Origin of the sequence: Marisediminicola sp. UYEF4, assembly GCF_040546025.1 — a bacterium.
GTDB lineage: Bacteria > Actinomycetota > Actinomycetes > Actinomycetales > Microbacteriaceae > Marisediminicola.
Genome location: NZ_JBEPNA010000017.1, coordinates 32,546 through 57,328, shown reverse-complemented (window position 1 = coordinate 57,328; position 24,783 = coordinate 32,546). Strand labels below are relative to the sequence as shown.

The 24,783-nt window shown below is 69.7% G+C and carries 24 protein-coding genes; 18 read left to right on the top strand and 6 right to left on the bottom strand.

The window, feature by feature from the left end:
• Positions 1–266: 266 nt before the first annotated feature.
• Together ABIB15_RS13195 and gabT are read right to left on the bottom strand one after the other, a co-directional pair.
• On the bottom strand, positions 267–1,292 hold the full coding sequence (locus tag ABIB15_RS13195) for an asparaginase (RefSeq protein ID WP_354479461.1): 1,026 nt from the start codon (positions 1,290–1,292) through the stop codon (positions 267–269).
• Positions 1,289–2,635, bottom strand: a complete 1,347-nt coding sequence (gene gabT / locus ABIB15_RS13190) for a 4-aminobutyrate--2-oxoglutarate transaminase (protein WP_354479458.1) — start codon at positions 2,633–2,635, stop codon at positions 1,289–1,291. The genes ABIB15_RS13195 and gabT overlap by 4 nt, the downstream gene beginning before the upstream one ends.
• Positions 2,636–2,672: 37 nt before the next feature.
• Here gabT and ABIB15_RS13185 point away from each other — a divergent pair, with 37 nt between their 5' ends.
• The 3 genes from ABIB15_RS13185 (at position 2,673) to ABIB15_RS13175 (ending at position 5,420) form a co-directional block, all read left to right on the top strand.
• Entirely contained in the window at positions 2,673–3,164 is a 492-nt protein-coding gene (locus tag ABIB15_RS13185; RefSeq protein WP_354479456.1) for an OsmC family protein, read from the top strand.
• A gap of 96 nt (positions 3,165–3,260) precedes the next feature.
• A complete protein-coding gene (locus tag ABIB15_RS13180) occupies positions 3,261–4,235 on the top strand; it encodes an FKBP-type peptidyl-prolyl cis-trans isomerase (RefSeq protein ID WP_354479453.1) in 975 nt (324 codons plus the stop codon).
• A gap of 102 nt (positions 4,236–4,337) precedes the next feature.
• On the top strand, positions 4,338–5,420 hold the full coding sequence (locus ABIB15_RS13175; protein ID WP_354479451.1) for a 1-deoxy-D-xylulose-5-phosphate reductoisomerase: 1,083 nt from the start codon (positions 4,338–4,340) through the stop codon (positions 5,418–5,420).
• A 21-nt stretch (positions 5,421–5,441) separates the two neighbouring features.
• On the opposite strand, the gene ABIB15_RS13170 is transcribed toward ABIB15_RS13175, so the two are convergent.
• The gene (locus tag ABIB15_RS13170) at positions 5,442–5,918 is read right to left on the bottom strand and encodes a hypothetical protein (RefSeq protein WP_354479448.1); all 477 of its coding nucleotides are present in this window, start codon (positions 5,916–5,918) and stop codon (positions 5,442–5,444) included.
• Positions 5,915–7,375 (bottom strand): serine/threonine-protein kinase, encoded by a 1,461-nt coding sequence (locus ABIB15_RS13165; protein WP_354479445.1) that lies wholly within the window; start codon positions 7,373–7,375, stop codon positions 5,915–5,917. The genes ABIB15_RS13170 and ABIB15_RS13165 overlap by 4 nt, the downstream gene beginning before the upstream one ends.
• A gap of 102 nt (positions 7,376–7,477) precedes the next feature.
• On the opposite strand from ABIB15_RS13165, the gene ABIB15_RS13160 reads away from it, so the two are divergent.
• On the top strand, positions 7,478–8,803 hold the full coding sequence (locus ABIB15_RS13160) for a M50 family metallopeptidase (RefSeq protein WP_354479443.1): 1,326 nt from the start codon (positions 7,478–7,480) through the stop codon (positions 8,801–8,803).
• Between the two features lie 16 nt (positions 8,804–8,819).
• On the opposite strand, the gene ABIB15_RS13155 is transcribed toward ABIB15_RS13160, so the two are convergent.
• Positions 8,820–10,001: an acetyl-CoA C-acetyltransferase gene (locus ABIB15_RS13155; RefSeq protein ID WP_354479440.1), complete on the bottom strand. Its 1,182-nt coding sequence runs from the start codon at positions 9,999–10,001 to the stop codon at positions 8,820–8,822.
• A 304-nt stretch (positions 10,002–10,305) separates the two neighbouring features.
• On the opposite strand from ABIB15_RS13155, the gene ABIB15_RS13150 reads away from it, so the two are divergent.
• From ABIB15_RS13150 to ABIB15_RS13120, 7 genes are all read left to right on the top strand, one after another.
• Positions 10,306–10,974, top strand: coding sequence for a TetR/AcrR family transcriptional regulator (locus tag ABIB15_RS13150; protein ID WP_354479437.1), 669 nt, complete (start codon positions 10,306–10,308; stop codon positions 10,972–10,974).
• Between the two features lie 13 nt (positions 10,975–10,987).
• On the top strand, positions 10,988–11,737 hold the full coding sequence (locus ABIB15_RS13145) for a 3-hydroxybutyrate dehydrogenase (protein WP_354479434.1): 750 nt from the start codon (positions 10,988–10,990) through the stop codon (positions 11,735–11,737).
• Positions 11,734–12,690 carry an alpha/beta fold hydrolase gene (locus tag ABIB15_RS13140; RefSeq protein WP_354479432.1) on the top strand — a complete coding sequence of 319 codons (957 nt, stop codon included), beginning with the start codon at positions 11,734–11,736 and terminating at the stop codon, positions 12,688–12,690. The genes ABIB15_RS13145 and ABIB15_RS13140 overlap by 4 nt, the downstream gene beginning before the upstream one ends.
• Positions 12,687–13,520 (top strand): CoA transferase subunit A, encoded by an 834-nt coding sequence (locus ABIB15_RS13135; protein ID WP_354479429.1) that lies wholly within the window; start codon positions 12,687–12,689, stop codon positions 13,518–13,520. The genes ABIB15_RS13140 and ABIB15_RS13135 overlap by 4 nt, the downstream gene beginning before the upstream one ends.
• A 2-nt stretch (positions 13,521–13,522) precedes the next feature.
• Positions 13,523–14,188, top strand: coding sequence for a 3-oxoacid CoA-transferase subunit B (locus ABIB15_RS13130; RefSeq protein WP_354479426.1), 666 nt, complete (start codon positions 13,523–13,525; stop codon positions 14,186–14,188).
• Positions 14,185–15,270: an alpha/beta fold hydrolase gene (locus ABIB15_RS13125; RefSeq protein WP_354479423.1), complete on the top strand. Its 1,086-nt coding sequence runs from the start codon at positions 14,185–14,187 to the stop codon at positions 15,268–15,270. Before ABIB15_RS13130 ends, ABIB15_RS13125 begins: the two co-directional genes overlap by 4 nt.
• Positions 15,271–15,510: 240 nt before the next feature.
• Positions 15,511–16,092, top strand: coding sequence for a GIY-YIG nuclease family protein (locus tag ABIB15_RS13120; protein ID WP_354479420.1), 582 nt, complete (start codon positions 15,511–15,513; stop codon positions 16,090–16,092).
• A gap of 52 nt (positions 16,093–16,144) precedes the next feature.
• Here the strand turns inward: ABIB15_RS13120 and ABIB15_RS13115 are convergent, their stop codons facing one another.
• Positions 16,145–17,104, bottom strand: coding sequence for a DMT family transporter (locus tag ABIB15_RS13115; RefSeq protein WP_354479418.1), 960 nt, complete (start codon positions 17,102–17,104; stop codon positions 16,145–16,147).
• Between the two features lie 70 nt (positions 17,105–17,174).
• On the opposite strand from ABIB15_RS13115, the gene ABIB15_RS13110 reads away from it, so the two are divergent.
• The 7 genes from ABIB15_RS13110 (at position 17,175) to ABIB15_RS13080 (ending at position 24,783) form a co-directional block, all read left to right on the top strand.
• A complete protein-coding gene (locus tag ABIB15_RS13110; RefSeq protein ID WP_354479415.1) occupies positions 17,175–18,110 on the top strand; it encodes a LysR family transcriptional regulator in 936 nt (311 codons plus the stop codon).
• Between the two features lie 84 nt (positions 18,111–18,194).
• Positions 18,195–18,812 carry an SRPBCC family protein gene (locus tag ABIB15_RS13105; RefSeq protein ID WP_354479412.1) on the top strand — a complete coding sequence of 206 codons (618 nt, stop codon included), beginning with the start codon at positions 18,195–18,197 and terminating at the stop codon, positions 18,810–18,812.
• Positions 18,809–19,477, top strand: coding sequence for a DUF4166 domain-containing protein (locus ABIB15_RS13100; protein WP_354479409.1), 669 nt, complete (start codon positions 18,809–18,811; stop codon positions 19,475–19,477). Before ABIB15_RS13105 ends, ABIB15_RS13100 begins: the two co-directional genes overlap by 4 nt.
• 3 nt (positions 19,478–19,480) lie before the next feature.
• A complete protein-coding gene (locus ABIB15_RS13095) occupies positions 19,481–19,960 on the top strand; it encodes a GNAT family N-acetyltransferase (protein ID WP_354479406.1) in 480 nt (159 codons plus the stop codon).
• Positions 19,961–20,454: 494 nt separating this feature from the next.
• Positions 20,455–21,603 carry a flavodoxin-dependent (E)-4-hydroxy-3-methylbut-2-enyl-diphosphate synthase gene (gene ispG, locus ABIB15_RS13090; RefSeq protein WP_354479404.1) on the top strand — a complete coding sequence of 383 codons (1,149 nt, stop codon included), beginning with the start codon at positions 20,455–20,457 and terminating at the stop codon, positions 21,601–21,603.
• A 295-nt stretch (positions 21,604–21,898) separates the two neighbouring features.
• Complete coding sequence (locus ABIB15_RS13085; RefSeq protein ID WP_354479402.1) at positions 21,899–23,755, top strand: proline--tRNA ligase; 1,857 nt, start codon at positions 21,899–21,901, stop codon at positions 23,753–23,755.
• Positions 23,756–23,781: 26 nt separating this feature from the next.
• On the top strand, positions 23,782–24,783 hold the full coding sequence (locus ABIB15_RS13080; protein WP_354479399.1) for an AAA family ATPase: 1,002 nt from the start codon (positions 23,782–23,784) through the stop codon (positions 24,781–24,783).

Here is a 24,783-nt window from a genome sequence, read left to right as displayed (position 1 = left end):
CCACCGACTCGATGACCAGCAGAAGCGGCGCCCGGGAACGATCATCCCGGACGCCGCTTCACCCTGCCCACTTGACAAAAGCAACTACATATCAGCTGTCAGCTGTCAGCTCTCAGCTGTCAGCTGTCAGCTTTCATTATTCAGGAGGTTGACGGCCGAACTGGACGTCGCGCAGGCGTCGCGGCCCCCACGCGCGCCCGATTCGAGAGTTCAGGCCCAGGAAACCGGGCGGATCGCACCAGGGAGCGCGCGAGTGCCGGCCACCGTCACTTCCCACTCCTGAATAATGAAAGCGATGCGCGCAGCTCGCCGACCGGCATGCCGGCGCCGAGCACTCGCTCGGTGGTGTCGGCGATCACGGCATCCGCGAGTTCGCGATCGAGGGCGCCGACAGAGACGAGCAGTTCCAGCGCGACGAGGGTCGTCGCCCGGTTGCTGCCGTCGAGCGCCTTGACGGCGACGGCGGTGCCATCGGGCGTGCCGAGCACCATGACCCCCTCCGCGCCGTTCTTCGCGACGAGCCCGAGACGCTCGATCACGATCGTGGTGGCCCGGCCGGGGCCGTCGATCGCCCATCCGTCGGCGAGGATGGCCGCCGCGAGCCCGGCCGCGAGCGGGTCGCTGTCGGCTCGGGCAGCGCCGGAGATGCGCCCGACGGCCGTCGCGAGGCCACGCAGGCTCGTGCCGAACACGGGAGCACCGCAACCGTCGATGCCGACCGTGCCGACCCCCTCGCCGGTGAGATCCTCGATTGTCGACCGGATGAGCTGTTGCAGCGGATGCGACGGGTCGAGGTAGCCGGCCGTCGGCCAGTCGTTGACCGCGCAGGCGAGCAGGAACGAGGCGTGCTTGCCGGAGCAGTTCATGGTGATGCGACGCATTCCGTCGCCGCGTTGGCGGGCGGAGTAGGCCGCGTCGCGGTCGAGCGGCCAGTCGGGTGGGCAGCGGAGGTCGTCCTCGGTCGCTCCCGCGAGCGCCAGGATCTCGGAGACGACACGGACGTGCCCGTCGGTACCGGCGTGGCTCGCGGTTGCGAGCACCGCGCGCTCGCCGTCGAGGGTGGCGCCCGAGCGCAGCACGGCGACCGCCTGCAGGAGCTTGAGCGAGGACCGGGCATAGATCTCGGCGGACGAGTCGCCCAGCTCCCGCAGCACCGAGCCGTCCGGCGCCACGACGACCGCGGCGCCGATGTGTCTCGATTCGATCAGGCCCGCGCGCTCAAGCACCGCGAGCTCGACGGAACCCTCACGGTCGAGGGGGCGGCGGGTCAGCAGTGGTTGGGAGGACGTCACAGTGACGCGAAGGCGTCGCCGAGCACGTCGAGGGCCTCCCGGAGCAGGTCGTCGCTGATCGCGAGGCTCGGCAGGAAGCGGAGCACGTTGCCGAGGGTGCCGGCGGTGAGGATGATCACCCCGTGCTGGGCGGCGAACGCGGCGATCGCGGAGACGGCGGCGGGGTTCGGGTCGAGGGTGCCCGGCTGCACGAGCTCGATCGCGAGCATCGCGCCGATTCCGCGCACGTCGCCGATCACGTCGTAGCGGCTCTGCAGCTCGAGCAGCCCCGGCTTGAGGATGCCCTCGATGCGGGCGCCTTCGGCGAGGAGCCCGCGGGTCTCGATCTCATCGAATACGGCGACGGCGGCCGCGGCCGCGACGGGGTTGCCGCCGAACGTGCCGCCGAGCCCGCCCGCGTGCGGGGAGTCCATGATCTCGGCGCGGCCGGTGACACCGGCGATCGGCAGTCCGCCCGCGATGCCCTTGGCGCTGAGCAGCATGTCCGGCACGATTCCGAAGTGCTCGCTCGCGAACCACGCGCCCGTCCGGGCCATGCCGCTCTGGATCTCATCGGCGATGAAGACGATCCCGTTCGCGTTGCACCACGCCTGCAGGGCGGGCAGGTACCCGTCGGCGGGGACAACGAAGCCGCCTTCGCCCTGGATCGGTTCGACGACGAGGCAGGCGAGGTCGGATGCGCCGACCTTCTTCTCGAGATAGGTGATCGTGCGCGCCGCGGCATCCGGCCCGCTCAGCCCATCGCGGAACGGGTAGGAGTTCGGCGCGTGATGCACGTCGGAGGCGAACGGACCGAAGCCCGATTTGTACGGCATCGCCTTGAACGTCATCGCCATCGTGAGGTTCGTGCGGCCGTGGTAGGCGTGGTCGAGCACGGCGACACCGCTGCGGCCGGTGTGCTTGCGGGCGATCTTGACGGCATTCTCGACGGCCTCGGCGCCCGAGTTGATGAGCATCGTCTTCTTGGCGTGCGTACCCGGGGTGTGCTCGGCGAGAAGCTCGGCGACGCGCACATAGTTCTCATAGGGGGTAATCGTGAACATCGCGTGCGTGAACTCGGAAAGCTGCGCCGTCGCCGCCGCGACGACCGCCGCATTGGTGTGGCCGATCGTCATCACGCCGATGCCCGAGCCGAGGTCGATGAACTGGTTGCCGTCGACATCCACGACGATTGCACCGTGTGCCCGCTCGACATACACCGGAAGGGCAGAGCCGACACCGGACGGCACAGCGGCGAGTCTCCTCTGCTGCAGCACGGTCGATTTCGGGCCCGGAATGGCGGTGAGGATGCGGCGCTGCTGGGAAACCGGCGCGTCGGCGCGAGCGGAGAGGATGTCAGTCATGGTGGACTGAGTTTAGCCGCAATCAGTGAGGGAACGAATGAATTCAGAGCACCACTACAGCGTGCGGATCCAGTGGCAGGGCAACCGCGGATCCGGCACCAGTGACTACCGCTCGTATGGTCGCCAGCACGTGATCCAAGCTGCCGGCAAGCCCGACATCAGCGGCTCGGCCGACCGTGTGTTCCACGGCGACCGCGACCGCTGGAACCCGGAGGAGCTGCTCGTCGCCGCGCTCGCCCAGTGCCACATGCTGAGCTACCTCCATGTCGCCGCGAGCCACGGTGTCGTCGTGACGGAGTACGCCGATGCGCCGGTGGGTGTGCTCGCGCAGACGCCCGACGGCGGGGGCAGCATCACCTCGGTCGTGCTGCATCCGCAGGTCACGGTGGAGGCCGCGCCTGGTCAGGAGGACGCAGTCGTCGCTCTCGCCGTCGAGCTGCACGAGGAGGCCGAGCGGAAGTGCTTCATTGCGGCATCGGTCTCCTTCCCGGTGACCCATGAGGTCGCCACAGCTATCGCGGCCGCGTGATCGGTCGGGTAGCCTAGTAAGTTGGCCGTTCAGGTTGCGCCAATATCGGTGCGACACACTTGCGGCTGACTTTGATCCCCACCAGAAAGCAGACTTTTGTCGAAGAAACTCCTCACGACGCTTGCGATCGCCACCGTCATGTTCTCCCTCGTCGGGTGTACCACCGGAACGGCCAAGGCCGATGCGCCGGACTGCAAGGCCGCCGCGTCCGGCGAAAGCTCCGAGAAGGTCGAGGTTTCCGGGGAGGTGGGCAAGGCGCCCAAGGTCAAGTTCGAGTCGCCGCTCAAGGCCGAGAAGACCCAGCGCACCGTCGTCGAGGAGGGCGACGGCGACGTCGTCGCGGTCGAGGGCAGCATTGTCACGGTCGACTTCGCCGCATATAACGCGACCTCGGGTGACGAGATCGAGAAGACGACCTACAAGAAGGACGGCCAGCAGCAGTTCACACTCGACGAGGCCCAGCTGCTTCCGGGCCTGCTCAAGGCCCTCCAGTGCTCGACCACCGGAGACCGCGTCGTCGCGGTCATCCCGCCGGCGGACGCCTTCCAGGACGCCGGCCAGGCCGACCTGAAGGTCGGCGCCAAGGACTCCATGGTGTTCGTGATCGACGTGGTCGAGATCTCCGAACCCGTCAAGGTGCTGCCCCGCGCCGAGGGAGAGGCGCAGCCGGCCGAGGAGGGCTTCCCGGCCGTGGAACTCGCCGAGGACGGCGCGCCCACGATCACGATCCCGGATGCCGAGGCCCCCGCCGAGCTCAAGATCGCCAACCTCATCACGGGTGACGGCGAGGAGGTCGCAGAGGGCGCCAACGTCACCGTGCAGTACACGGGCATGGTCTGGGGCACGGGGGAGATCTTCGACTCGAGCTGGGAACGCGGCGAGCCAGCCACCTTCCCGACCGGCGGAGTGATCCCCGGGTTCTCGAAGGCGCTCGTCGGCCAGAAGGTCGGCTCCCAGGTGATCGCGGTCATCCCGCCCGCCGAGGGCTACGGCGACGCGCCGCCGGAGGGCTCGCCGATCGGCGCGACCGACACGCTCGTCTTCGTCGTCGACATCCTCGCCACCCAGTAGCACCGGCGCCCGGAAGCACCAGCACGCCGAACAGCCCAGCCGCGATCACCGCGGCTGGGCTGTTCGCGTAGCGGGCGCCAGCGGCGGTGGCAGGATGGGGCCATGCGTCGCGTCATCATCCTCGGCTCCACCGGCTCGATCGGAGTGCAAGCTCTCGACGTGATCCGGGCCAACCCCGACCGGTTCGAGGTGGTCGGCCTCGGGGCCGGCCGCAACCGCGAGCTGGCAACCCAGCAGGGGGCCGAGTTCGGCGTGGAGCACATCGCACTCGGGTCCGCCGAGGCGGAGCAGCTCGTGCGCACCGTGTCGGCCGATGTCGTGCTCAACGGGATCACCGGCTCGGTCGGGCTCGGCCCCACCCTCGCTGTGCTCGAGACGACCGCGACGCTCGCTCTCGCCAACAAGGAGAGCCTCATCGTCGGCGGCGATCTGGTGAAGCGGCTCGTCCGGCCTGGCCAGCTCGTTCCCGTGGACTCTGAGCACTCCGCGATCGCTCAGGCACTCAGGTCCGGCGAGCCCGGCGAGGTGCGCCGGCTGGTGCTTACGGCATCCGGGGGGCCGTTCCGGGGGCGCACACGCGAGTCGCTCACCTCCGTCACCCCGCGCGAGGCCCTTGCGCATCCCACTTGGGACATGGGGCTCGTCATCACGACGAACTCCGCGACCCTGGTCAACAAGGGGCTCGAGGTCATCGAGGCCCACCTGCTGTTCGACGTGCCGTACGAGGCGATCGACGTAACGGTGCACCCGCAATCGATCGTGCACTCGATGGTCGAGTTCGTCGACGGTTCCACCATCGCGCAGGCGTCGCCGCCGAACATGCGCCTGCCGATCTCGCTCGGCCTCGACTGGCCGCACCGGGTTCCCGGCGTCGGTGCCCCGCTCGACTGGACGGCGGCGAGCACCTGGACTTTCGAGCCGCTCGACGCGGAGGCCTTCCCCGCGGTCGAACTCGCCAAGAGCGTCGGACGGGCCGGCGCCACCTGGCCGGCCGTGTTCAACGCCTCCAACGAGCAGGCCGTCCTGGCCTTCCACGCGGGGCGGATCGGCTACCTCGACATTCTCGATGTCGTGAGCGCGGTCGTCGACGCGCACAACGGGGGAGAGGTCACGCTGGCCGGGGTGCTCGAGGCGGAGCGCTGGGCGCGCGACGCGGCGGATGCGCGGATCCAGGCCATCGGCTGACGGGCGCCGGCGGACGTCGCGTCAGTCGTCGTCCTTGCTGCCCTTCCCGGGCTTGTCCCCGTTGTCCTGCTCCTTCGCCTTCTCCTCGGCGAGGCGTGCGGCCTCCTCAGCGGCGGCGGCGGCCTCCTCGGCGAGGCGCTGCTCCTCGGCGAGGCGTGCGGCTTCCTCGGCGGCGGCTGCCTCGGCGGCCAGCGCCGTGGAGATGTCCGACTCGACGAGGTCGAGGGCCGACACGATCGCCGCGTGACGCTCCTCGCTGAGGTCGCCCTTGGCGAGGGCGTCGTTCGCCGCAGCCCGGAGTTCATCGATGCGCACCTGAGCGGCGGCGTAGTCGGCGGCTGCGGCAGCATCCGTCACGGCGAGCACACGCTGCTGGAGGTCCTGCGCGGTCTCCTCCGAATAGGCGGCCGGTGACGCGCACCCGCCAAGCAGCAGGGTGACGGCGAGCATGGTGGCGGTCAGCGCGGTGGCGGTGCGGGCGGTAGCGGCTCGGATCATGGGGTCACGCTTCCCTGAAGCTGTTCGAGGTGGCTGCCGAGCTCGCCGTCGACGGACGGGTACTCGATCGTCGCCTCCGCTGGCTCGTTGGCCTGGCCCTGCACGACGAGCGCTCCGATCGCGGAGCCCACGATGAACAGCGCGGCGATGGCCGCGATCACGGTGACGAGCCGCCGGCGGTTCGGCCGCGTTCCGCGATCTCGTGCGGGTGTGGTCGGGGCCGACCTTCCAGCGGATGCGGCGGACGTGGCAGACGTTGACGGAGCGGCGGATGCGGCGGATGCTGCCGGCGGCGTTGCGGTGGCGTAGCGCGCCGTCGCGTCGTTCGACCCTCCGAACGCCGCCGTCGTGTCGTTCGACCCGGCAAAGCCGGACATCGCCGTCGGCATCACGGCCGTCGCCGCGTCGACTGGCCTCCCACTGTTGTGCGCCGCTGTCGGATCGGAGTCTCCCGCCGCGACCGCCGCGGTCGAGTCGTCCGAGTCGTGGGAGTGCGGCGCAGTGACGTCGGCGGGGGTGAGCGGCGTGAAGGGGATGGTGGGCGTGTCCGCACCCTGCTCGCCCGGCAGCTCGCCCGGCAGCTCGCCCGGCGACTCGGCTGGCAGGGAGAGGGCGATCTTGCTCAGAAGCTCGCTTGCCTCCGCCGCGGTCGCACGCTCGTCGGGGGTGCGCCTGGTCATCCGCCCGAGGGCTTCGATCCACGGCTGGCTCAGGCTGGCGGGGATCTCCGGGTCGCGGGAGATCCGCGCGGCGATCGCCTCGACGCCGGTGCCGCCGAACGCGCGGGCGCCGGTGAGGCACTCCAGCAGCACGAGACCGAGTGAGTACACGTCGCTCGCCGGACCGATCGGCGCGCCGAGCGCCTGCTCGGGGCTCAGGTAGCCGACCGTGCCGATGACCGAGCCGGCGGCCGTCAGATGGGTGTCGTCGATGATCCGCGCGATGCCGAAGTCGGTGAGCTTCGCCCGCGGTCCGGTGGAGCCGGGAGTCTGCGTGGGGATCAGCAGGTTGCCCGGCTTGAGGTCGCGGTGCACAATCCCGCGCGCGTGCACGTAGTTGAGGGCGTCCGCAATGTCGGCGCCGATCATCGCGGTCGTGCGCTCGTCGATGCCGCCCGCGGCGAGCTCATCGCGCAGGTCGCGCCCCTCGACGTACTCGAGTACGAGCGCGACCCGGTCGGCCTCATCGGTGATGGCGTCGTAGAGCGTGACGAGGGTCGAGTGGTTGAGGCTTGCGAGCAGCTGGATCTCGGACTGCTGGCGGCGGAGGTCGTCGGCGTCGGCGAGATCGGCGCGGAACACCTTGAGGGCGACGGTGCGGCCGAGCGCGGCATCCGACGCCCGGTACACGGTCGACATTCCGCCCATGCCGAGCACTTCCTCAATCAGGTAACGGTCGGAGAGCGTGTTGCCCACCTGCTCGTCGGAGGAGGCGCTCCCGGCGGAAGAGGATGTCATGGTGCCAATCTTAAGGGCGACTCCGGCACCGCTCGACCCCTCTGGCGCGCAACATCGCCGTCGTTCAGCACTCCCCGAGCACAGCGCGCGTACTATCGACCCGTGGAAATCGTCGTGCTCTTCAGTGTGGGCATCCTGATCATGGTCGTCGGCCTGGCCCTCTCGATCGCCCTCCACGAGCTCGGACATTTCGTGCCAGCGAAGCTCTTCGGCGTCAGGGTGAGCCAGTTCATGATCGGATTCGGGCCGACCCTCTTCTCGCGCACCCGCGGCGAGACCGAGTTCGGCATCAAGGCGATCCCGCTGGGCGGCTACATTTCGATGGCGGGGATGTTTCCGCCGGCACGCGGCTCCGGGGCGCGCACGGCGAGCACCGGGTTCTTCCAGACCCTCGTGCAGGATGCCCGGACGGCGAGCGCCGACACGGTGACGGCGGGCGACGAGCACCGCACGTTCTATCGGCTGCCGGTGTTCAAGCGCATCATCATCATGCTCGGCGGGCCGTTCATGAACCTCGTCATCGCGGTCGTGCTCTACGCGGTCGTGCTCGTGGGCTTCGGGGTCGCGCAGCAGTCGACGACTATCGGCAGCGTCTCCGAGTGCGTTCTGCCGGCGACGAGCGATCGCCAGGACTGCGTCGCGGGCGACCCCGAATCGCCGGGTGCCACTGCCGGAATCCTCCCCGGAGATACGATTGCGTCGATCGACGGAACGCCGATCGAGAGCTGGGAGCAGGCCACCGAGATCATCAGGGCCGCCCCCGACCAGGAACTGCGCATCGTCGTCGACCGCGACGGCTCCGAGGTGCCGCTGACCGCCGTCCCGAGCCTGTCCGAGCGGTACGTGGTCGACGAGGCCGGGGTCATCGTGGAGGATGCAGGCGGCGACCCGGTCACCCAGGATGTCGGCTTCCTCGGCATCGGCGCCGCGATCGAGGTCGTGCAGCAGCCCGTGAGCGCCGTTCTCCCGGCGGTCGGCGACAACATCTCGCGCGTCGGGAACCTTATCCTCAACCTCCCGCAGCGACTCGTCGACGTCGCAAACGCGGCCTTCGGGCCCGAGGAGCGCGACCCGAACGGGCCCATCAGCGTCGTCGGCGTCGGCCGTGTCGCCGGGGAGATCGCGAGCATCGACACGATTCCGATCGTCGAGCGTGCCTCTGCGCTCATCGGGATTCTCGCGTCGCTGAACGTGGCACTCATGGTCTTCAACCTGGTGCCGCTGCTGCCGCTCGACGGTGGCCACGTCGCCGGCGCGCTGTTCGAGGGCATCCGCCGGTTCTTCGCCCGGCTGTTCGGACGCAAGGACCCCGGTCCCGTCGACACCGCCAAGCTCGTGCCGCTCACGCTGGGGGTCGTTGTCGTCCTGGGCGCGATGAGCCTCCTACTCATCTACGCCGACATCGTGAAGCCGATCAGCATCTTCTGACCCGGCGCGGTTCCGGTCAGCGGCGAAGCAACAGGGCGTCGCCCTGGCCGCCGCCGCCGCAGAGGGCAACTGCTGCCCGTCCGCCGCCGCGGCGGGCGAGCTCGTGCGCCGCGTGCGTCACCAGTCGTGCTCCCGAGGAGCCGATCGGATGCCCGATCGCGATGGCCCCACCGTGGATGTTCACGATTTCGGCGGACAGGCCAAGGTCGCGCGAGGACTGCAGGGCGACGGCAGCGAACGCCTCGTTGATCTCGACGAAGTCGAGGTCGGAGGCGGCCCAGCCCGCCTTCGTCAGTGCCGCGCTGATCGCGCGCGACGGCTGCGAGTGCAGCGAGTTGTCGGGGCCGGCGACCTGGCCGGCCTGCTCGACGATCGCGAGCCAGGGGAGCGAGTTCGCCTCGGCGTAGTCGCGGCTGGCGAGCACGAGCGCGGAGGCGCCGTCGCTCAGCGGCGAGGAGTTGCCGGCGGTGATCGTGCCCTCGGCCGTGAAGGCGGGGCGGAGGCGGGAGAGCGACTCGACCGTGCTGTCGGGCCGGACGCCCTCATCGGTGGTCAGCACCGTGCTGTCGCCCTTGCGGCCGACAATCTCGACGGGGGCGATCTCGGCATCGAAGAGCCCCGCCTGTGCGGCGGCGGCTGCCCGCTGGTGCGAGCCCGCCGCGATCTCGTCCTGTTCTGTGCGGGTGAGGCCGAGCACGGTCACTTGCCGCTCCGTCGACTCGCCCATCGACACGGCGTCGAACGCGTCGGTCAGTCCGTCATGGGCGGCGTGGTCGAGCGCGGAGACCGTTCCATAGGCCCAACCGGCCCGGGAGCCCGCGAGAAGATGCGGTGCGTTCGACATTGACTCCTGGCCGCCGGCCACGACGACAGTCGCCTCGCCCGTGCGAATGAGTCTCGCGGCGTCGATGATGGCGCTGAGGCCGGAAAGGCACACTCGGTTGATGGTCGTGGCCGGCACGTTCCAGCCGAGGCCCGCCTTGATGGCGGCCTGCCTGCTGGGGTTCTGCCCGGCGCCGGCCTGAAGCACCTGGCCGAGGATCACGAAGTCCACTGCGGCGGGGTCTATGCCCGACTTCGCGACGGCCGCGCGGATCGCGATGGCGCCCAGCTCGACAGCGGGCAGGGTCGAGAGCTGGCCCTTGATGCGGCCCTGCGGGGTGCGTGCGGCACCGAGGATAACGACGTCGTTCGACATGGGTGGCTCCTTCGCCGGTTGCGTTCATCTCGACAGTACCCCCGCCGGTTGACAGTCTTTGCGATGGACCCTAGAGTCGTGCTGAAACCTGAACGAGGTGTCAGGTCAGCTGCATTTCCCCTCCCAGGAGAGGCGCCCACATCCAGGACACGAGGAAGTACAAGAGACCAGCGCTCGTCGCGGTGGGCGGCGTGCCCGACTCCCGATGGGGCGAGACCGACGCCGCGTACGTCGTCCTCCGCACCGGAATCGCGACCGACGAGGTCGCGCTCGCCGGGCGCGAGCTGTCGGGGGAGGTCGCCCGATGAGCGAGACGGAGCCACGCACCGCTCGCGGGATCGCCACGAAGGCGAAGCTGCTGCAGGCGGCCGAGACGATTTTAGCGAGGGTCGGCTACACGGAGGCCTCGATCGTGCGCATCACCGAGGAGGCGGGCGTCGGACAGGGCACCTTCTACCTCTACTTCGACGGCAAGCTCGCCGTGTTCGAGGAGGTCGTCGAGGACCTCAACCGCCGCGTTCGGCACAGTATGAGCGAAGCCGCCTCGAAGGGCACGACCCGCATCGAGGCCGAGCGGCTCGGATTCCAGGGTTTCTTCGAGTTCACCGCAGCGCACCCCGCGCTTTACCGCATCGTGCGCGAGGCGGAGTTCGTGTCGCCGCGCGCACTGCGGCGGCACTACACCCGCATCGTCGAGGGCTACACCGATGAGCTCGAGCGGGCCAAGGCCGCGGGCGAGATCGATGCAGACCCGACCGTCGCGGCCTGGATGCTCATGGGCATCGGCGAGATGGTCGGCATGCGCTGGGTGCTGTGGGGCGACAGGGCGGAGGGCACGGAGGACGGCCCGCTCGACGGAGCAGCGGGAGTCGTGCCCCCGACGGTGTTCGACGAGATGATGCGATTCATCCAAGCGGGGCTGGGCTCGCGCCCGCCCGGCTCGGATTCCGAGACGAAGGAGGCACCGCAATGACGAGGACACTCGAATGACGACGCCACTCGCCGGCCGCAAGGCGCTCGTGACCGGCGCCGCGAGCGGTATCGGGGAGGCGGTCGCCCGCGCCCTCGCCGAGGCAGGGGCGCTCGTCGTCGTCGCCGACCTCAACGGCGAGGACGCGACCAGGGTTGCGGACGACATCGGCGGCGAGGCGTGGCAGGTGGACCTGTCGGACACCGCGGCGCTCGCCGACCTCACCCTCGACGTCGACATCCTCGTCAACAACGCCGGCATCCAGCATGTGAGCCCGATCGAGGGCTTCGATCCGGCCAAGTTCCACCACATCCTCGGCCTCATGCTCGAGTCTCCGTTCCTGCTCGTGCGTGCTGCCCTGCCGCACATGTATGCGGGCGGGTACGGGCGAATCATCAACATCAGCTCCGTGCACGGGCTGCGCGCGAGCGAGTTCAAGTCCGCCTATGTGGCTGCGAAGCATGGGCTTGAAGGGCTGTCCAAGGTGACGGCGCTCGAGGGTGGGCCGCACGGCGTTACGAGCAACTGCGTCAACCCCGGCTATGTACGCACACCGCTCGTCGACCGGCAGATCGCGGAGCAGGCCATCGCCCACGGCATCCCCGAGTCCGAGGTGATCGAGAAGGTCATGCTCACCGGGAGCGCGATCAAGCGGCTGCTCGAACCGGCCGAGGTCGCCGACCTCGTGCTATGGCTGAGCGGCGCGACCGCCAGCATGGTCACTGGCGCCTCGTACACGATGGACGGAGGATGGAGCGCACGATGAGCACAGCACCAGGCACGCGATACCGCACGGCGACCGTCCCCGTTCGCGGGGGCGACCTCGCCGTCGGGGTGTGGGGACCGGACGACGCCCCGACGGTGCTCGCGATCCACGGGATCACGGCATCGCACCGGGCGTTGGCCCTGCTGGGCTCCCTCGCCCCCGAGCTGCGCATCATCGCCCCCGACCTGCGCGGCCGCGGCCGCAGCAACGCCCTGCGCGGGCCGTGGGGAATGACCGCCCACGCCGACGACGCGGCGGCGGTGCTCGACGCGTTCGGCGTCGAGCGGTGCGTCGTGCTGGGCCACTCGATGGGCGGATTTGTCGCCGCGACCCTCGCGGCGCGCCATCCGACCAGGGTCGCCGGGCTCGTGCTCATCGACGGAGGGCTCCCGATCCCCGCCCCCGACGGCGTCGCCCCGGAGGACCTGCCCGAGGCACTCATCGGGCCGGCGGCGCGGCGCCTCGCGCTGCGCTTCCCGAGCGTTGAGCACTACCGCGACTTTTGGCGCGGGCATCCGGCCTTCGTCGGGCACTGGACGCCGACGATCGAGCAGTACGTCGACTACGACCTCCAGGGCACGGCGCCGGACCTCGCACCCTCCGCCGTCGTCGAGGCCGTCGCAGCGGACGCCGTCGAGCTCGCGGGCGACGAGGGGTACGCCGCCGCCCTCGCGCGCATCCGCGTTCCCCTGCGGTTCATCAGGGCACCGCGCAACCTGTCGAACGAGCTTCCCGGGCTCTACAGCGAGCAGACGGTCGCGGAGTGGGGGGAGCGAGTGCCCCGCTTGGGCATCCACGAGATCGACGGCGTCAACCACTACACGATCGTGATGGCCGAGCATGGCATGCGCGAGGTGCTCACCATCGTGCGCCCGGTGATCGCGTTCGCGACGCCGACACGAACGCCGACACGAACGCCCACACGAACACCAACACGGGAGCGCGCACTATGACGATCGACAAGACAGCGGCGAATGCCGCGGACGCAGTCGCCGACCTCTTCGACGGCGCCACGATCGCCGTCGGCGGATTCGGCCTGTGCGGCAACCCGATGGCCCTCATCGAGGCGATCCTCGACCTCGGCGTGCGCGACCTCGAGGTCGTGAGCAACAACTGCGGCGTCGACGACTGGGGCCTCGGCCTGTTGCTCGCCGCCCGCCGCATCCGCAAGATGACCTCGTCGTACGTGGGCGAGAACAAGGAGTTCGAGCGGCAGTTCCTCTCGGGCGAGCTCGAGGTCGAGTTGACGCCGCAGGGAACGCTCGCCGAGAAGCTGCGCGCCGGGGGATCGGGCATCGCCGCCTTCTTCACCCAGACCGGCGTGGGCACCCAGGTCGCGGAGGGCGGGCTGCCACTGCGCTACGACGGCCACGGCGGGGTCGCCCTGGCCTCGCCGCCCAAGGAGGTGCGCGAGTTCGACGTGCGCGGGCGTCCGCTCGAGTTTGTTCTCGAGACGTCCATCTCGACTGACTTCGCGCTCGTGCACGCGCTGCGCGGCGACCGGCATGGCAACCTGGTCTTCAACAAGTCGGCCCGCAACTTCTCCCCGCTCGCGGCGATGGCCGGCCGGATCTGTATCGCCCAGGTCGAGGAACTCGTCGAACCCGGCCAGATCGACCCGGACCACGTGCACCTCCCGGGCATCTACGTGCACCGGGTGGTCGAGGTCGGCGCCGACATCGAGAAGCGCATCGAGAAGCGCACCGTCACGGCTGCGTCAGTCGCATCCGACACCGCCACATCCGCCACCACATCCGCCGCCGCACCGACCGAAGGAGCCTGACCATGGCGCTGACCCGAACCCAGATGGCCGCACGCGCGGCCATGGAGCTGACCGACGGCTCCTATGTGAACCTCGGAATCGGGCTGCCGACGCTCGTGCCGAACTACGTGCCGAGCGGGATGACGGTCGTGCTGCAGTCCGAGAACGGCATCCTCGGGGTCGGCGCGTACCCGCTCGAGAAGCACGTCGATCCGGACCTCATCAACGCGGGCAAGGAGACGGTGACCCTCCTGCCCGGCTCGGCGTTCTTCGACTCGGCGATGAGCTTCGGCATGATCCGCGGCGGGAAGATCGACGCGGCGATCCTCGGCGCGATGCAGGTGTCGGCCCGCGGCGACCTCGCCAACTGGATGATCCCCGGCAAGATGGTGAAGGGGCCCGGCGGCGCGATGGACCTCGTGCATGGGGCCGATCGGGTGATCGTGCTCATGGAGCACGTCGCGCGGGACGGTAGTCCGAAGATTGTGAACGAGTGCTCGCTGCCGCTCACCGGGCGACGCGTGGTCGACCGCATCATCACCGACCTCGCCGTGATCGACGTCACCGACGACGGCCTGGTGCTGCGCGAGCTCGCCGCGGGCGTGACCGCCGAGGAGGTGGTCGCCGCCACGGAACCGGCGCTGATCGTGCCGGTGGTTGTCGCGACGGCGGGGCTGGCAGCATCATGATCGAGACGCTGTTCGACGGCATCACCCGCCGCTCCGTGACGACGCCGCGGCTCACGGCATCCGTTCTCGAACGCCCGGGTCGGGACGGCGGCCCGACGGTCGTCTTCGTGCACGGCAACGTCTCGTCGTCGCTGTTCTGGCAGCCCAGCATGCTCGCCCTGCCCGACGCGGTGCGCGCTCTCGCGATCGACCTGCGCGGCTTCGGCGACAGCGAGACCCTCGACGTCGACGCGACGCGCGGACTCGGCGACTTCGCCGACGACGTCGCGTCTGTGCTGGCCGAACTCGGCGTCTCGAACGCCCACTTCGTCGGGTGGAGCATGGGCGGCGGCGTGGTGCTGCAGCTGCTGCTCGAGCGCGAGGGGCTCGTCGACGGGCTCACCCTCGTCGCACCGGTCTCGCCGTTCGGCTTCGGCGGCACGGCCGGGGCGGACGGGCGGATGCTGTCGGTCGACGGTGCCGGCACCGGCGGTGGGGGAGGCAACCCCGACTTCATTGCCCGGCTCGCGGGGCACGACACGTCCGATGAGGCGGGCTCACCGCGCGGGGTCTATCGCTCCACCTACGTGAACAGCTACGAGAGGCTCGACTTCGAGGACATCTGGGTCGAGTCGATGCTCACCACCTCGACCGGGGTCGGCAACTATCCCGGCGATTCGGTGACGTCCGAGAGCTGGCCGGGCTTCGCCGCGGGCCGCCGGGGAGTGCTCAACACCATGGCGCCGACGAACTTCAACGTGGCGGGGATCGTCGACCTTGCGTTCAAGCCGCCCATCCTGTGGGTGCGCGGAGCCGATGACGTCATCGTCTCGGACACCTCGTTGTTCGACATCAACTACCTCGGCCAGCTCGGGGTGATCCCGGGCTGGCCGGGCCAGGATGTGGCGCCGGCGCAGCCGATGGTCGCCCAGACGCGTGCGGTGCTCGATGCGTACCGGGCGGCCGGCGGGTCCTACACCGAGCTCGTGCTCACGGACTGTGGGCACTCGCCGCACCTCGAGCACGCGGCGGCGTTCGACGAGGCGCTCGCCGCGGCGCTGCAGGGGGCGGCCACGCCGGGGGCGGCCACGCCGACGGACTGAGCGATCGCGCGACGGCGGCGCCGCTCCGGTGGCCGGCAATCGCAGGTGGGCACGCGGTCGCGCGGCCGGCGCACGGTCGCGCGGCTGTTGTTCACTCATGCGGGTGTAATCGCACCCGCGTGACTGAACAACACCCGCATGAGCTGGCTGGGGGACCGGCGCACCGGTTGCGTCGGTCAGCGGGCGCACGGTGACGCCGGGCCCTGCCGCACTGTCGGTCGCCCGGCGTAGCGTGGATGGATGAGCTCCCGCACCACCTGCGCGATCGCCTCCGACACCGGGGAAGCCTGCGACGAGCCGGTCGTGCCCGGCGCCCCACTGAACCTCTGCGCCCGGCACCTCCTCGCCGCCCACGACTGGGTGGTCCGCGAGGTCGGAGTGACCGACGTTCTCCCCTCACCATGTGTGGCCTGCGGCTCCCGTCTCGGCGTCAGGTACCCCTCGGGCTGGCTCTGCGCCATCTGCGAGTGGAGGGTCGGCGAGATGCCCGACCAGGAGGCATCCGGGGTCGGGGTTCGGGTCGACGTCGTCTACTACCTCCGCTTCCGCGATCGCATCAAGATCGGCACGTCCGGCAATCCTCGCCAACGGCTGGCCGGGCTCCGCTACGACGAACTGCTCGCCTTCGAACGCGGCGACCGCCTGCTCGAGCAGCGCAGGCACGCGCAGTTCGCGGCCCATCGCATCCTGCGCAGCGAATGGTTCGAGGTGCACGATGCCCTCGCCCAGCACATCCGGATTCTGGGCGACGGCGTCGAGGATCCCTGGGCGCAGCACAAGCGCTGGCTGAGTGAGCGGCTGGCCCTCGGGCACGGCACGTGACCTCCCGGCATCGGCAGCGACTGGCATCCGCCGCGCTGCCCGGCCGCAGGCCTCAGCCCGTGAGAACGGGAGTGGGTGCGGGGACCGGTCCGCCGGCCGCGGCGGCCGCGCTGGCGCGATGCCGTGCCTCGATGCCCTGTCCGACGTAGGTCGCGGCGATGATCACCGCCGCTCCGACGAACCCCAGTGTGCCGAGGGCCTCGCCGCCGACCGCGACCCCGACGAGCACGGCCCACACCGGCTCCGAGCCGAGCAGGAGGCTCGCCCGCGATGCGGATGTCTTCTTGATCGCCCAGGTCTGGGCGAGGAAGGCGAAGACCGAGCAGGCGACGGCCAGGTACCCCAGCGCGGCCCAGTCCGTCCAGCCGATCGTCGAGACGGCATCCCGCACGCCGGCCAGGTCGGCGAGGGTGAACGCGACGCCCATCACCGCGAGCTGCACGAACGTGAGCGACAGGGGGCTGGACGACTGCGACCGGGTCAGCCGCGAGATGACCGTGGTGCCGAAGCCGCGCACGACGGCCGCGGCGAGGATGACGAGATCGCCCGCGCGGGGCAGGTACGCGCCGCCCTGCGTGACGAGAAGCGCCACCCCCACGACCGCCGCCGCGGAGCAGAGGAAGTAGCCGCCCGGCAGCCAGCTGCGCTTGAAGAGGGAGTCGAACAGCGGCGTGATGATGATCGCGAGGCTGATGATGAGGCCCGCGTTCGTGGCGCTCGTGACGCTGACCCCGGCCGTCTCGAGCGCCATCACGGTGCCGACGATCAGCGCGATGATCAAACCGGCGGCGAGGTTCGCGATCGTGAACACCCGCTCCCGGCGGAGGACGACGACCACGGCCAACACGGCCGCCGCGATCAGGAAGCGCAGCCCGAGGGTCGCACCGATGCTCACCCGCTCGAGCACGATCTTCGTGACGAGGAAGCTGCTGCCCCAGAAGAATGCGACGGCAATCAAGATGAGGTCGGTGGGCTGGGCGCGGGCGAGGCGGCGGAGAAGGCGGGGAGGCACAGATGAATCCTGCGGCACTAACGCCTAAGCAACAACGCTGTCTTATGCACCGATAGTTTAGATTTGCTTCATGGATTTGTACCAGCTGCGGATCGTACGCGAACTCTCCGAACTCGGCAGCCTCAGCGCGGTAGCCGCGAGGCTGTCGGTCACGACGTCCGCCGTGTCGCAGCAGCTGCGGGCGCTGCAGGACGAGATGGGCGAAAAGCTCGTCGCCAAGAGCGGCCGCACCCTCGTGCTCAACGAGGCAGGCCGGGTGCTGGCCGCGGCGGCCGTGCACGTGCTGGCATCGATGAGCGACGCTGAGCTCGCTGTGCAACGCCACTTCTCCGACGGCCGCGGCGAGGTGACCGTCGCGGCGCTGCACAGTGCCGCACTCGCGATCTTCCCGAAACTGTTGGGGAGAATGGATGCCGAGAGCGGCCCACGGGTGATTTGCAGCGACACGGACGTCACCGTCGATACGTTCGCCCGGCTCGTCGCCGACGTCGACCTCGTGATCGCCCACCGGCTGCCCTGGGGCAACCCCTGGCCCGCGTCTATCGCCGTCACTCCGCTCGTGTTCGAGCCGCTCGACGTGGCAATGCACGTGGGGCACCGGCTCGCCGGGGCGACCGAGGTGCAGCCGGCGGACCTCGCGAACGAGGAATGGATCTCGGTGCAGGAGTCGTTCCCGCTCGCATCCGCCTTGCACGCCCTCGGCGCCGCGGCCGGCGCCACGCTGCGCGTGCGCCACCGGCTCAACGAGTTCCCCATCGTCGTCTCCCTCGTCGCGGCGGGACAGGGCGTCGCGCTGCTGCCGCGCTACATGGGCAACCCCGATGCCCACCCGGGCGTCGTGCTCAAGCCACTCGCGGGAATCGAGATCGGGCGCCAGATCGACATCCTCTCCCGGCCCGAGGTGCTGCGGAAGGCGTCGGTGGCGACCGTCATCGCCGCGATCCGGGACGTGCTGCGGGTGCCGGCCTCCGAGCGCGTGCCCGGCGCGGGGCAGGTCGGGTACTGACGTCGGCTCCGCACGGAGTATCGTCAAACCCATGTCGACCGGACCAACCCTCAGGTTTGATCGAATCGGCGGGGGCGTGGCCGGATGACCGGCCGGGCGCCAACGGCCATCTACGTCGAAATCGTCGTCAACGCCGACATGGATCGTGTCTGGCAGCTGACCCAGGACCCCTCGCTGCACTCCCGCTGGGACCTGCGCTTCTCGCGGATCGTGCCGACAGGAAACCTCCCCGACGGCGGCTACCGCTTCGACTACGAGCGGAGCCTGCCCTTCCACACGATCCGCGGTACGGGCACCTCGCTGGGGGAGCGCCGCCGCCCCGACGGTACCCGCACCTCGGCGCTGAGGTTCAGTACCGGCGACCGGCTCTCGCCGCTCGGCGCCGGCCGCGGGTACTGGCGCTACGTGCCCACGGGCTCCACGGTCACCTTCATCACCGGCTACGACTACACGCCCGGCTGGGGGCGCGTGCTGAACCGGCTTGTGCTGCGCCGCCTGATCGGCTGGATGACCGCGTGGAGCTTCGACCGTCTCCGGATCTGGGCTGAGACCGGCACCCCGCCGGAGCGCTGGCCGGTGGCATCCGTTCTCCTGTTCTGGATGCCGGGGCGGCCCAGGGCGTCGCGGTGCCTGCGCACCCCGGCGCGCGGCCGCGCGATGGACGCGGCGCCGGCGACCCTCGACGCACTGGAGGCGCCATGACCTCGATCTTCGAGGCCGCGCTCGGCGAGGACTTCGCCAGGCTGCATCCAATGATGCGCCGCCGGTTCGGCGTGGGGCTGGAGGCGGGGTACGGATGCGTCGGCACCGGCGTGATGGCCCGGATCCGCCGCGGGCCGTGGTGGACGGTCCCCTTCCTGCAGCTCGGCAAGGTGCGCAACATCCTCATCCCCGACCACGGCGACGACGTCGCGTTCACGGTGCACAACTTCCCCTACCTCGACCCATACGGCCGCGAGACGGTGACGTTCGTGCGCGAATACAGCATCCGATCGGCGCCCAGCAGGTTCGACGCCACGATGATCCTCAGCGAGGGACGAATCGTCGACTACCTCGGCACCCACCAGCACCTCGCCGTCGACCTCGACCTCGCGGTCCTGCCCGACGGATCGCTGCACCTGCGCTCGGGAGCGCAGCGGTTCCACGAGGGCGGGGTCTCGTACCGCTTCCCCATGCTGTTCAGCGGCCGCGCCGACCTGCACGAGAGCTTCGACGATGAGGCGGGGGTGTTCCGCATCAGGATGGAGGTGCGCAACGCGTTCTTCGGATTCCTGTTCGGCTACGAGGGCGAGTTCACCTGCGAGTTCCCGCCCGCGACCGACGCGCCTCTCCGACTGAAGCCGCTGCGGCACGAGAGGCGGGTCTAAGAGGTGGCCGGCTCCGTGCGGCAGGCCTTGATCGGCGACGCGGACGAGATTGGCCGCGTCCATTACCTGGCGCACATCGAGACCTATTCGGGAAAGTTCCCCGACGGCGTCATCGAGAGCTTCCCCGCCAGCGCCAGAACCCGGATGTGGAACCAGATCATCGCGGCGGAATCGGGCACGGTATGGGTGGCGATCCTCGACGGGCAGATCGTCGGATTCGCGTGCACCGGCCCGTCGCGCGACGAGCCCCCGGTGCGGACCCTCGAGGTCGGTGCCATCTACCTGCTCGCGGCGCACCACGGCTCGGGGCGGGGACAGCTGCTCCTCGATGCCGCGCTCGGCGGCCGAGGCGCATCCCTCTGGGTGCTGGCGGACAACCCGCGCGCCCACGCCTTCTACGCGCGGAACGGGTTCTCGCCGGACGGCGCCGAGAAGATCGATGAGGACTTCGGCGGCGTTCGGGACATCAGAATGGTGCGCTGAGCGCGGCTTCGGACCTCAATCTAGGTCGTGGCCCGGGGCGGGTTCAGCCCGTCGAAGGGCTCGAGCCGCCGTTCGTACAGGCACACTCGGCGCCGCCGACTCGCGGCGGCCACCTCCGCGCAGAGAGTGCGTGCCGACTGTGCCCCAACGCGACGAAAGTGCCCGTTGGAACGAGCACGCTCGGCGCTAACGGGCACACTCGGCGCCGCTGGCGCGCCGCCAGCCACCTCCGCGTTGGGGGCACCCAAACGGGCACACTGGGCGCCAACGGGCACATTCGCCACCCTCGGGTCGCTGCGTGCCGAGTGTGCCCCAACGCGACGAGAGTGCCCGTTCGAATAGGCACACTCGTCGCGGATAGGCACACTCGGCGCGGCCGGACGCGCGGCACGCGGAGGCGACGGATCGTGATGTGCCTCGTCAATCCACCCAACGAGTCCATCCGTACCCGACTCTTCCAGCTTGTCCCCTCGCCCGCGTCGTAAGCTAGGCGGGTGCCTGCAGTCAATCTGGGAATGCCCAAAGTCCCGTCCACCCTCGCCCCGCGTCGCAAGACCCGCCAGATCTCGGTCGGCAAGGTCAAGGTCGGCGGTGACGCCAGGGTCAGCGTGCAGTCGATGACCACGACGCAGACCACCAACATCAACGCGACCCTGCAGCAGATCGCGGAGCTGACGGCGAGCGGATGCGACATCGTGCGCGTCGCCGTCCCGCACCAGGACGACGCGGACGTGCTCCACATCATCGCCGGCAAGAGCCAGATCCCCGTGATCGCCGACATCCACTTCCAGCCCCGCTACGTCTTCAGCGCGATCGACGCCGGCGTCGGCGCGGTGCGGGTGAACCCGGGCAACATCCGCAAGTTCGACGACCAGGTCGGCAAGATCGCCGCCGCAGCGAAGGCCGCCGGCGTCAGCATCCGCATCGGCGTCAACGCCGGCTCGCTCGAGCCCAGCCTGCTGCAGAAGTACGGCAAGGCCACCCCCGAGGCGCTCGTCGAGAGCGCCGTGTGGGAGGCGAGCCTGTTCGAAGAGCACGACTTCCACGACTTCAAGATCTCCGTCAAGCACAACGACCCCGTCACCATGGTCAAGGCATATCGCCTGCTCGCCGAGCGCGGCGACTGGCCGCTGCATCTCGGCGTGACCGAGGCCGGCCCCGAGTTCCAGGGCACGATCAAGTCGGCGACCGCCTTCGGCATCCTGCTCGGCGAGGGCATCGGCGACACCATCCGCGTGTCGCTCTCGGCGCCGCCCGCCCAGGAGGTGAAGGTCGGGCTGCAGATCCTGCAGTCGCTCGGCCTCCGCGAGCGTAAGCTCGAGATCGTCTCCTGCCCGAGCTGCGGACGCGCCCAAGTGGATGTCTACAAGCTGGCCAACGACGTCACCGACGGCCTCGAGGGTATGACGGTTCCGTTGCGCGTCGCCGTCATGGGCTGCGTCGTGAACGGACCGGGCGAGGCCCGCGAGGCCGACCTCGGAGTGGCGAGCGGCAACGGTCGCGGCCAGATCTTCGTCAAGGGCGAGGTCATCAAGACCGTGCCGGAGGCCGACATCGTTGCGACTCTCATCGAAGAGGCCAATCGGCTTGCCGCCGAGATGCCGCCGGGCGCGATCGGTTCGCCCGAGGTCGTTACGGTCTAGCCTCTGGGGCCGCGTCGGCTCGTGTGACCCGCGCTTTTGGGGCGACCGCTGCCCGCGGCCACGTTGCCCGTGTGTTGCGCTCAATCACGGGCGAATGACCACCACAGGGGTGTAGTCGGGGCGTGACAGCACCGAGTGTGCCTGTTGACGCCGAGAGTGGCTGCAGCAGCGGGCACACCGGGCGCGGGGAGGCACATTCGGCGCGATGCGCGGCGCACGACGGCGCAGGTGGCGGCACCGGCTGCCCGCACCGCACCGCACGAGCCACCCGAACCTCGGCGGTATCATTGCGGTTGTGCCAACTCGCCTCTCTCAGCTCTTCGTCCGCACTCTCCGTGAAGACCCGTCCGACGCGGATGTGACCAGTCACCGCCTGCTCGTGCGTGCCGGATACATCCGCCGCCAGGCCCCGGGCGTCTTCGCCTGGCTGCCGCTCGGCCTGAAGGTGCGCCGCAAGATCGAGGCGGTCATCCGCGAGGAGATGGACGGCATCGGCGCCCAGGAGGTGCACTTCCCGGCACTGCTGCCGCGCGAGCCGTACGAGATCACCGGGCGCTGGACCGAATACGGCGACGGCGTCTTCCGCCTCAAGGACCGGCACGGCGCCGACTACCTGCTCGCGCCGACCCACGAAGAGGTCTTCACGCTGCTCGTCAAGGACCTCTACGGCTCCTACAAGGACCTCCCGCTGTCGATCTACCAGATCCAGGACAAGTACCGCGACGAGGCGCGCCCCCGCGCGGGCCTCCTCCGCGGCCGCGAATTCTCGATGAAGGACGCCTACTCCTTCGATTACACCGACGCCGGCCTCGACGCGAGCTACCAGGCTCAGCGCGACGCGTACGAGCGCATCTTCCAGCGCCTCGGCCTCGACTACGTGATCGTGCAGGCGGATGCCGGTGCGATGGGCGGCTCGCGCAGCGAGGAGTTCCTGCACCCGACCCCGATCGGCGAGGACACCTTCGTGCGCACCGGAGGCGGCTACGCCGCCAACGTCGAGGCCTTCCGCACGATCGTGCCCGCGGCGATCGACCACTCCGGTTTCCCCGCCCCGGAAGTATTCGATTCCCCGAACACGCCGACCATCCAGAGCCTCGTCGACCTTGCCAACGCGAGCCACCCGCGCCCCGACGGCCGCGAGTGGAGCGCCGCCGACACCCTCAAGGTCGTCGTGCTCGCCCTCAGCCACCTCGACGGCAGTCGTGAGCTCATCTCGATCGGGCTGCCCGGCGACCGCGAGGTCGACCTCAAGCGCATCGAGGTCGCGTTCGCCCCGGCCGAGGTCGAAGCGGCCACCGCAGCCGACTTCGCCAGAGAACCGCAGCTCGTCAAGGGCTACATCGGCCCGTGGTCGGCCGACGGAGCGGTGCTCGGCCGCGGCGTCGTCGCCGAGGCGCCGAAGTCCAAGTCGGGCAAGTCGAACGAGCCCCGCACGCCGGATGCCGAGGCCCCCGCCGGCCACGCGCCGGCGTCGTCCACGGGCATCCGCTTCTTCCTCGACCCGCGCATCGTCGACGGCACCCAGTGGGTCACCGGAGCGAACATCGACCAGAAGCATGTCTTCGGCCTCGTCGCCGGTCGCGACTTCTCCGCCGATGGCTTCCTCGAGGTCGCCGAGGTGCGCGAGGGCGACCTCGCCCCCGACGGCTCCGGCCCGATCGAGACAGCCCGCGGCATGGAGATCGGCCACGTCTTCCAGCTCGGCCGCAAGTACGCGGAGGCCCTCGGACTCAATGTGCTTGACGAGAACGGCAAGCTCGTCACCGTCACGATGGGCTCGTACGGCATCGGCGTCACCCGCATCCTCGCCGTGATCGCCGAGGCGAACAACGATGCGAAGGGTCTCATCTGGCCCGCCAACGTCAGCCCCTACGACGTGCTCGTGATCGCCGCGACGAAGGAGGCCGGGATTCACGCGGTCGCCGAGGCCATCGCCGCCGAACTCGAGGCGCGCGGCAAGGACGTTCTGCTCGACGACCGGCCCAAGGTGTCGGCCGGCGTCAAGTTCGGCGACGCCGAGCTGCTCGGTGTTCCGACGATCGTGATCGTGGGGCGCGGCGCCGCAGAGGGCAACGTCGAACTCTGGGACCGTCGCACAGGAGACCGCCAGTCGGTTGCGATTGACTCGATCGCCGCGGTCCTCGCGCCGTAACCTTCGACTGGCCGAAGAAAGAGAACGTGACTGACGCGCCCCGCATCCGGATCAGCCCCGACGAACTCGAGAGGGCGACGTCGATCCTGACGACGGTGACGTCGTCGTACGACGAGAAGGTCGTCGGGCAGAAGGGGCTCCGCACGAGCCTGCTGATCGCACTCATGACCGGCGGTCACATCCTGCTCGAGTCGGTGCCCGGCCTCGCGAAGACGACCGCGGCGGAGGCACTCGCCGATGCGGTGCACGCGAGCTTCAAGCGCATCCAGTGCACCCCCGACCTGCTCCCCAGCGACATCATCGGCACCCAGATCTTCGACTACGCCAAGTCGAGCTTTGAGACCCAGCTCGGCCCGGTGCACGCGAATTTCGTGCTGCTCGACGAGATCAACCGCTCGAGCGCGAAGACCCAGAGCGCGATGCTCGAGGCCATGCAGGAGCGGCAGACCACTATCGGCGGCGTCATCCACGAGCTCCCGAACCCGTTCCTCGTGCTCGCGACGCAGAACCCGATCGAGCAGGAGGGCACCTACCACCTGCCTGAGGCTCAGCTGGATCGTTTCCTGCTCAAGGAGGTGCTCGACTACCCCGACTTCTCCGAGGAGGTCGAGATCCTCGACCGCATCCAGGACGGCGTATTCGACCGGCCGACGGCGCACGGCTCGGTTCAGCTCGACGACGTGCTGTTCCTGCAGGATGCCGCGAAGCGCGTTTACCTCGACCCGGCGATCACGAATTACATCGTCTCGGCCGTGTACGTGACCCGGCACGCCGCGACCTACATCGCCGCCGACCTCGCCGACTGTATCGACTACGGCGCGAGCCCCCGCGCGAGCATCGCGTTCAGCAAGGCGGCGCGCGCCCTCGCCCTGCTGAAGGGGCGCGACCACGTGATCCCGGACGATGTGAAGGAACTGCGCCACGTCGTGCTGCGGCACCGCATCATCCTGAACTTCGAGGCGATCGCCGACGACATTGCCGCCGAGACGATCATCGACGCGGTCTTCGCCGCCGTGCAGGCCCCCTGA

Excerpts from the sequence above, each read along its gene's own strand:
- ABIB15_RS13140 (WP_354479432.1), top strand. The coding sequence starts at position 11,734 with ATGAGCACAGCACCAGGCACGCGATACCGCACGGCGACCGTCCCCGTT.
- ABIB15_RS13110 (WP_354479415.1), top strand. The coding sequence starts at position 17,175 with ATGGATTTGTACCAGCTGCGGATCGTACGCGAACTCTCCGAACTCGGC.
- ABIB15_RS13150 (WP_354479437.1), top strand. The coding sequence starts at position 10,306 with ATGAGCGAGACGGAGCCACGCACCGCTCGCGGGATCGCCACGAAGGCG.
- ABIB15_RS13175 (WP_354479451.1), top strand. The coding sequence starts at position 4,338 with ATGCGTCGCGTCATCATCCTCGGCTCCACCGGCTCGATCGGAGTGCAA.
- ABIB15_RS13145 (WP_354479434.1), top strand. The coding sequence starts at position 10,988 with ATGACGACGCCACTCGCCGGCCGCAAGGCGCTCGTGACCGGCGCCGCG.
- ABIB15_RS13165 (WP_354479445.1), bottom strand. The coding sequence starts at position 7,375 with ATGACATCCTCTTCCGCCGGGAGCGCCTCCTCCGACGAGCAGGTGGGC.
- ABIB15_RS13100 (WP_354479409.1), top strand. The coding sequence starts at position 18,809 with ATGACCTCGATCTTCGAGGCCGCGCTCGGCGAGGACTTCGCCAGGCTG.
- gabT (WP_354479458.1), bottom strand. The coding sequence starts at position 2,635 with ATGACTGACATCCTCTCCGCTCGCGCCGACGCGCCGGTTTCCCAGCAG.
- ABIB15_RS13185 (WP_354479456.1), top strand. The coding sequence starts at position 2,673 with ATGAATTCAGAGCACCACTACAGCGTGCGGATCCAGTGGCAGGGCAAC.
- ABIB15_RS13105 (WP_354479412.1), top strand. The coding sequence starts at position 18,195 with ATGACCGGCCGGGCGCCAACGGCCATCTACGTCGAAATCGTCGTCAAC.
- ABIB15_RS13120 (WP_354479420.1), top strand. The coding sequence starts at position 15,511 with ATGAGCTCCCGCACCACCTGCGCGATCGCCTCCGACACCGGGGAAGCC.
- ABIB15_RS13135 (WP_354479429.1), top strand. The coding sequence starts at position 12,687 with ATGACGATCGACAAGACAGCGGCGAATGCCGCGGACGCAGTCGCCGAC.
- ABIB15_RS13155 (WP_354479440.1), bottom strand. The coding sequence starts at position 10,001 with ATGTCGAACGACGTCGTTATCCTCGGTGCCGCACGCACCCCGCAGGGC.
- ABIB15_RS13125 (WP_354479423.1), top strand. The coding sequence starts at position 14,185 with ATGATCGAGACGCTGTTCGACGGCATCACCCGCCGCTCCGTGACGACG.
- ABIB15_RS13130 (WP_354479426.1), top strand. The coding sequence starts at position 13,523 with ATGGCGCTGACCCGAACCCAGATGGCCGCACGCGCGGCCATGGAGCTG.
- ABIB15_RS13170 (WP_354479448.1), bottom strand. The coding sequence starts at position 5,918 with ATGATCCGAGCCGCTACCGCCCGCACCGCCACCGCGCTGACCGCCACC.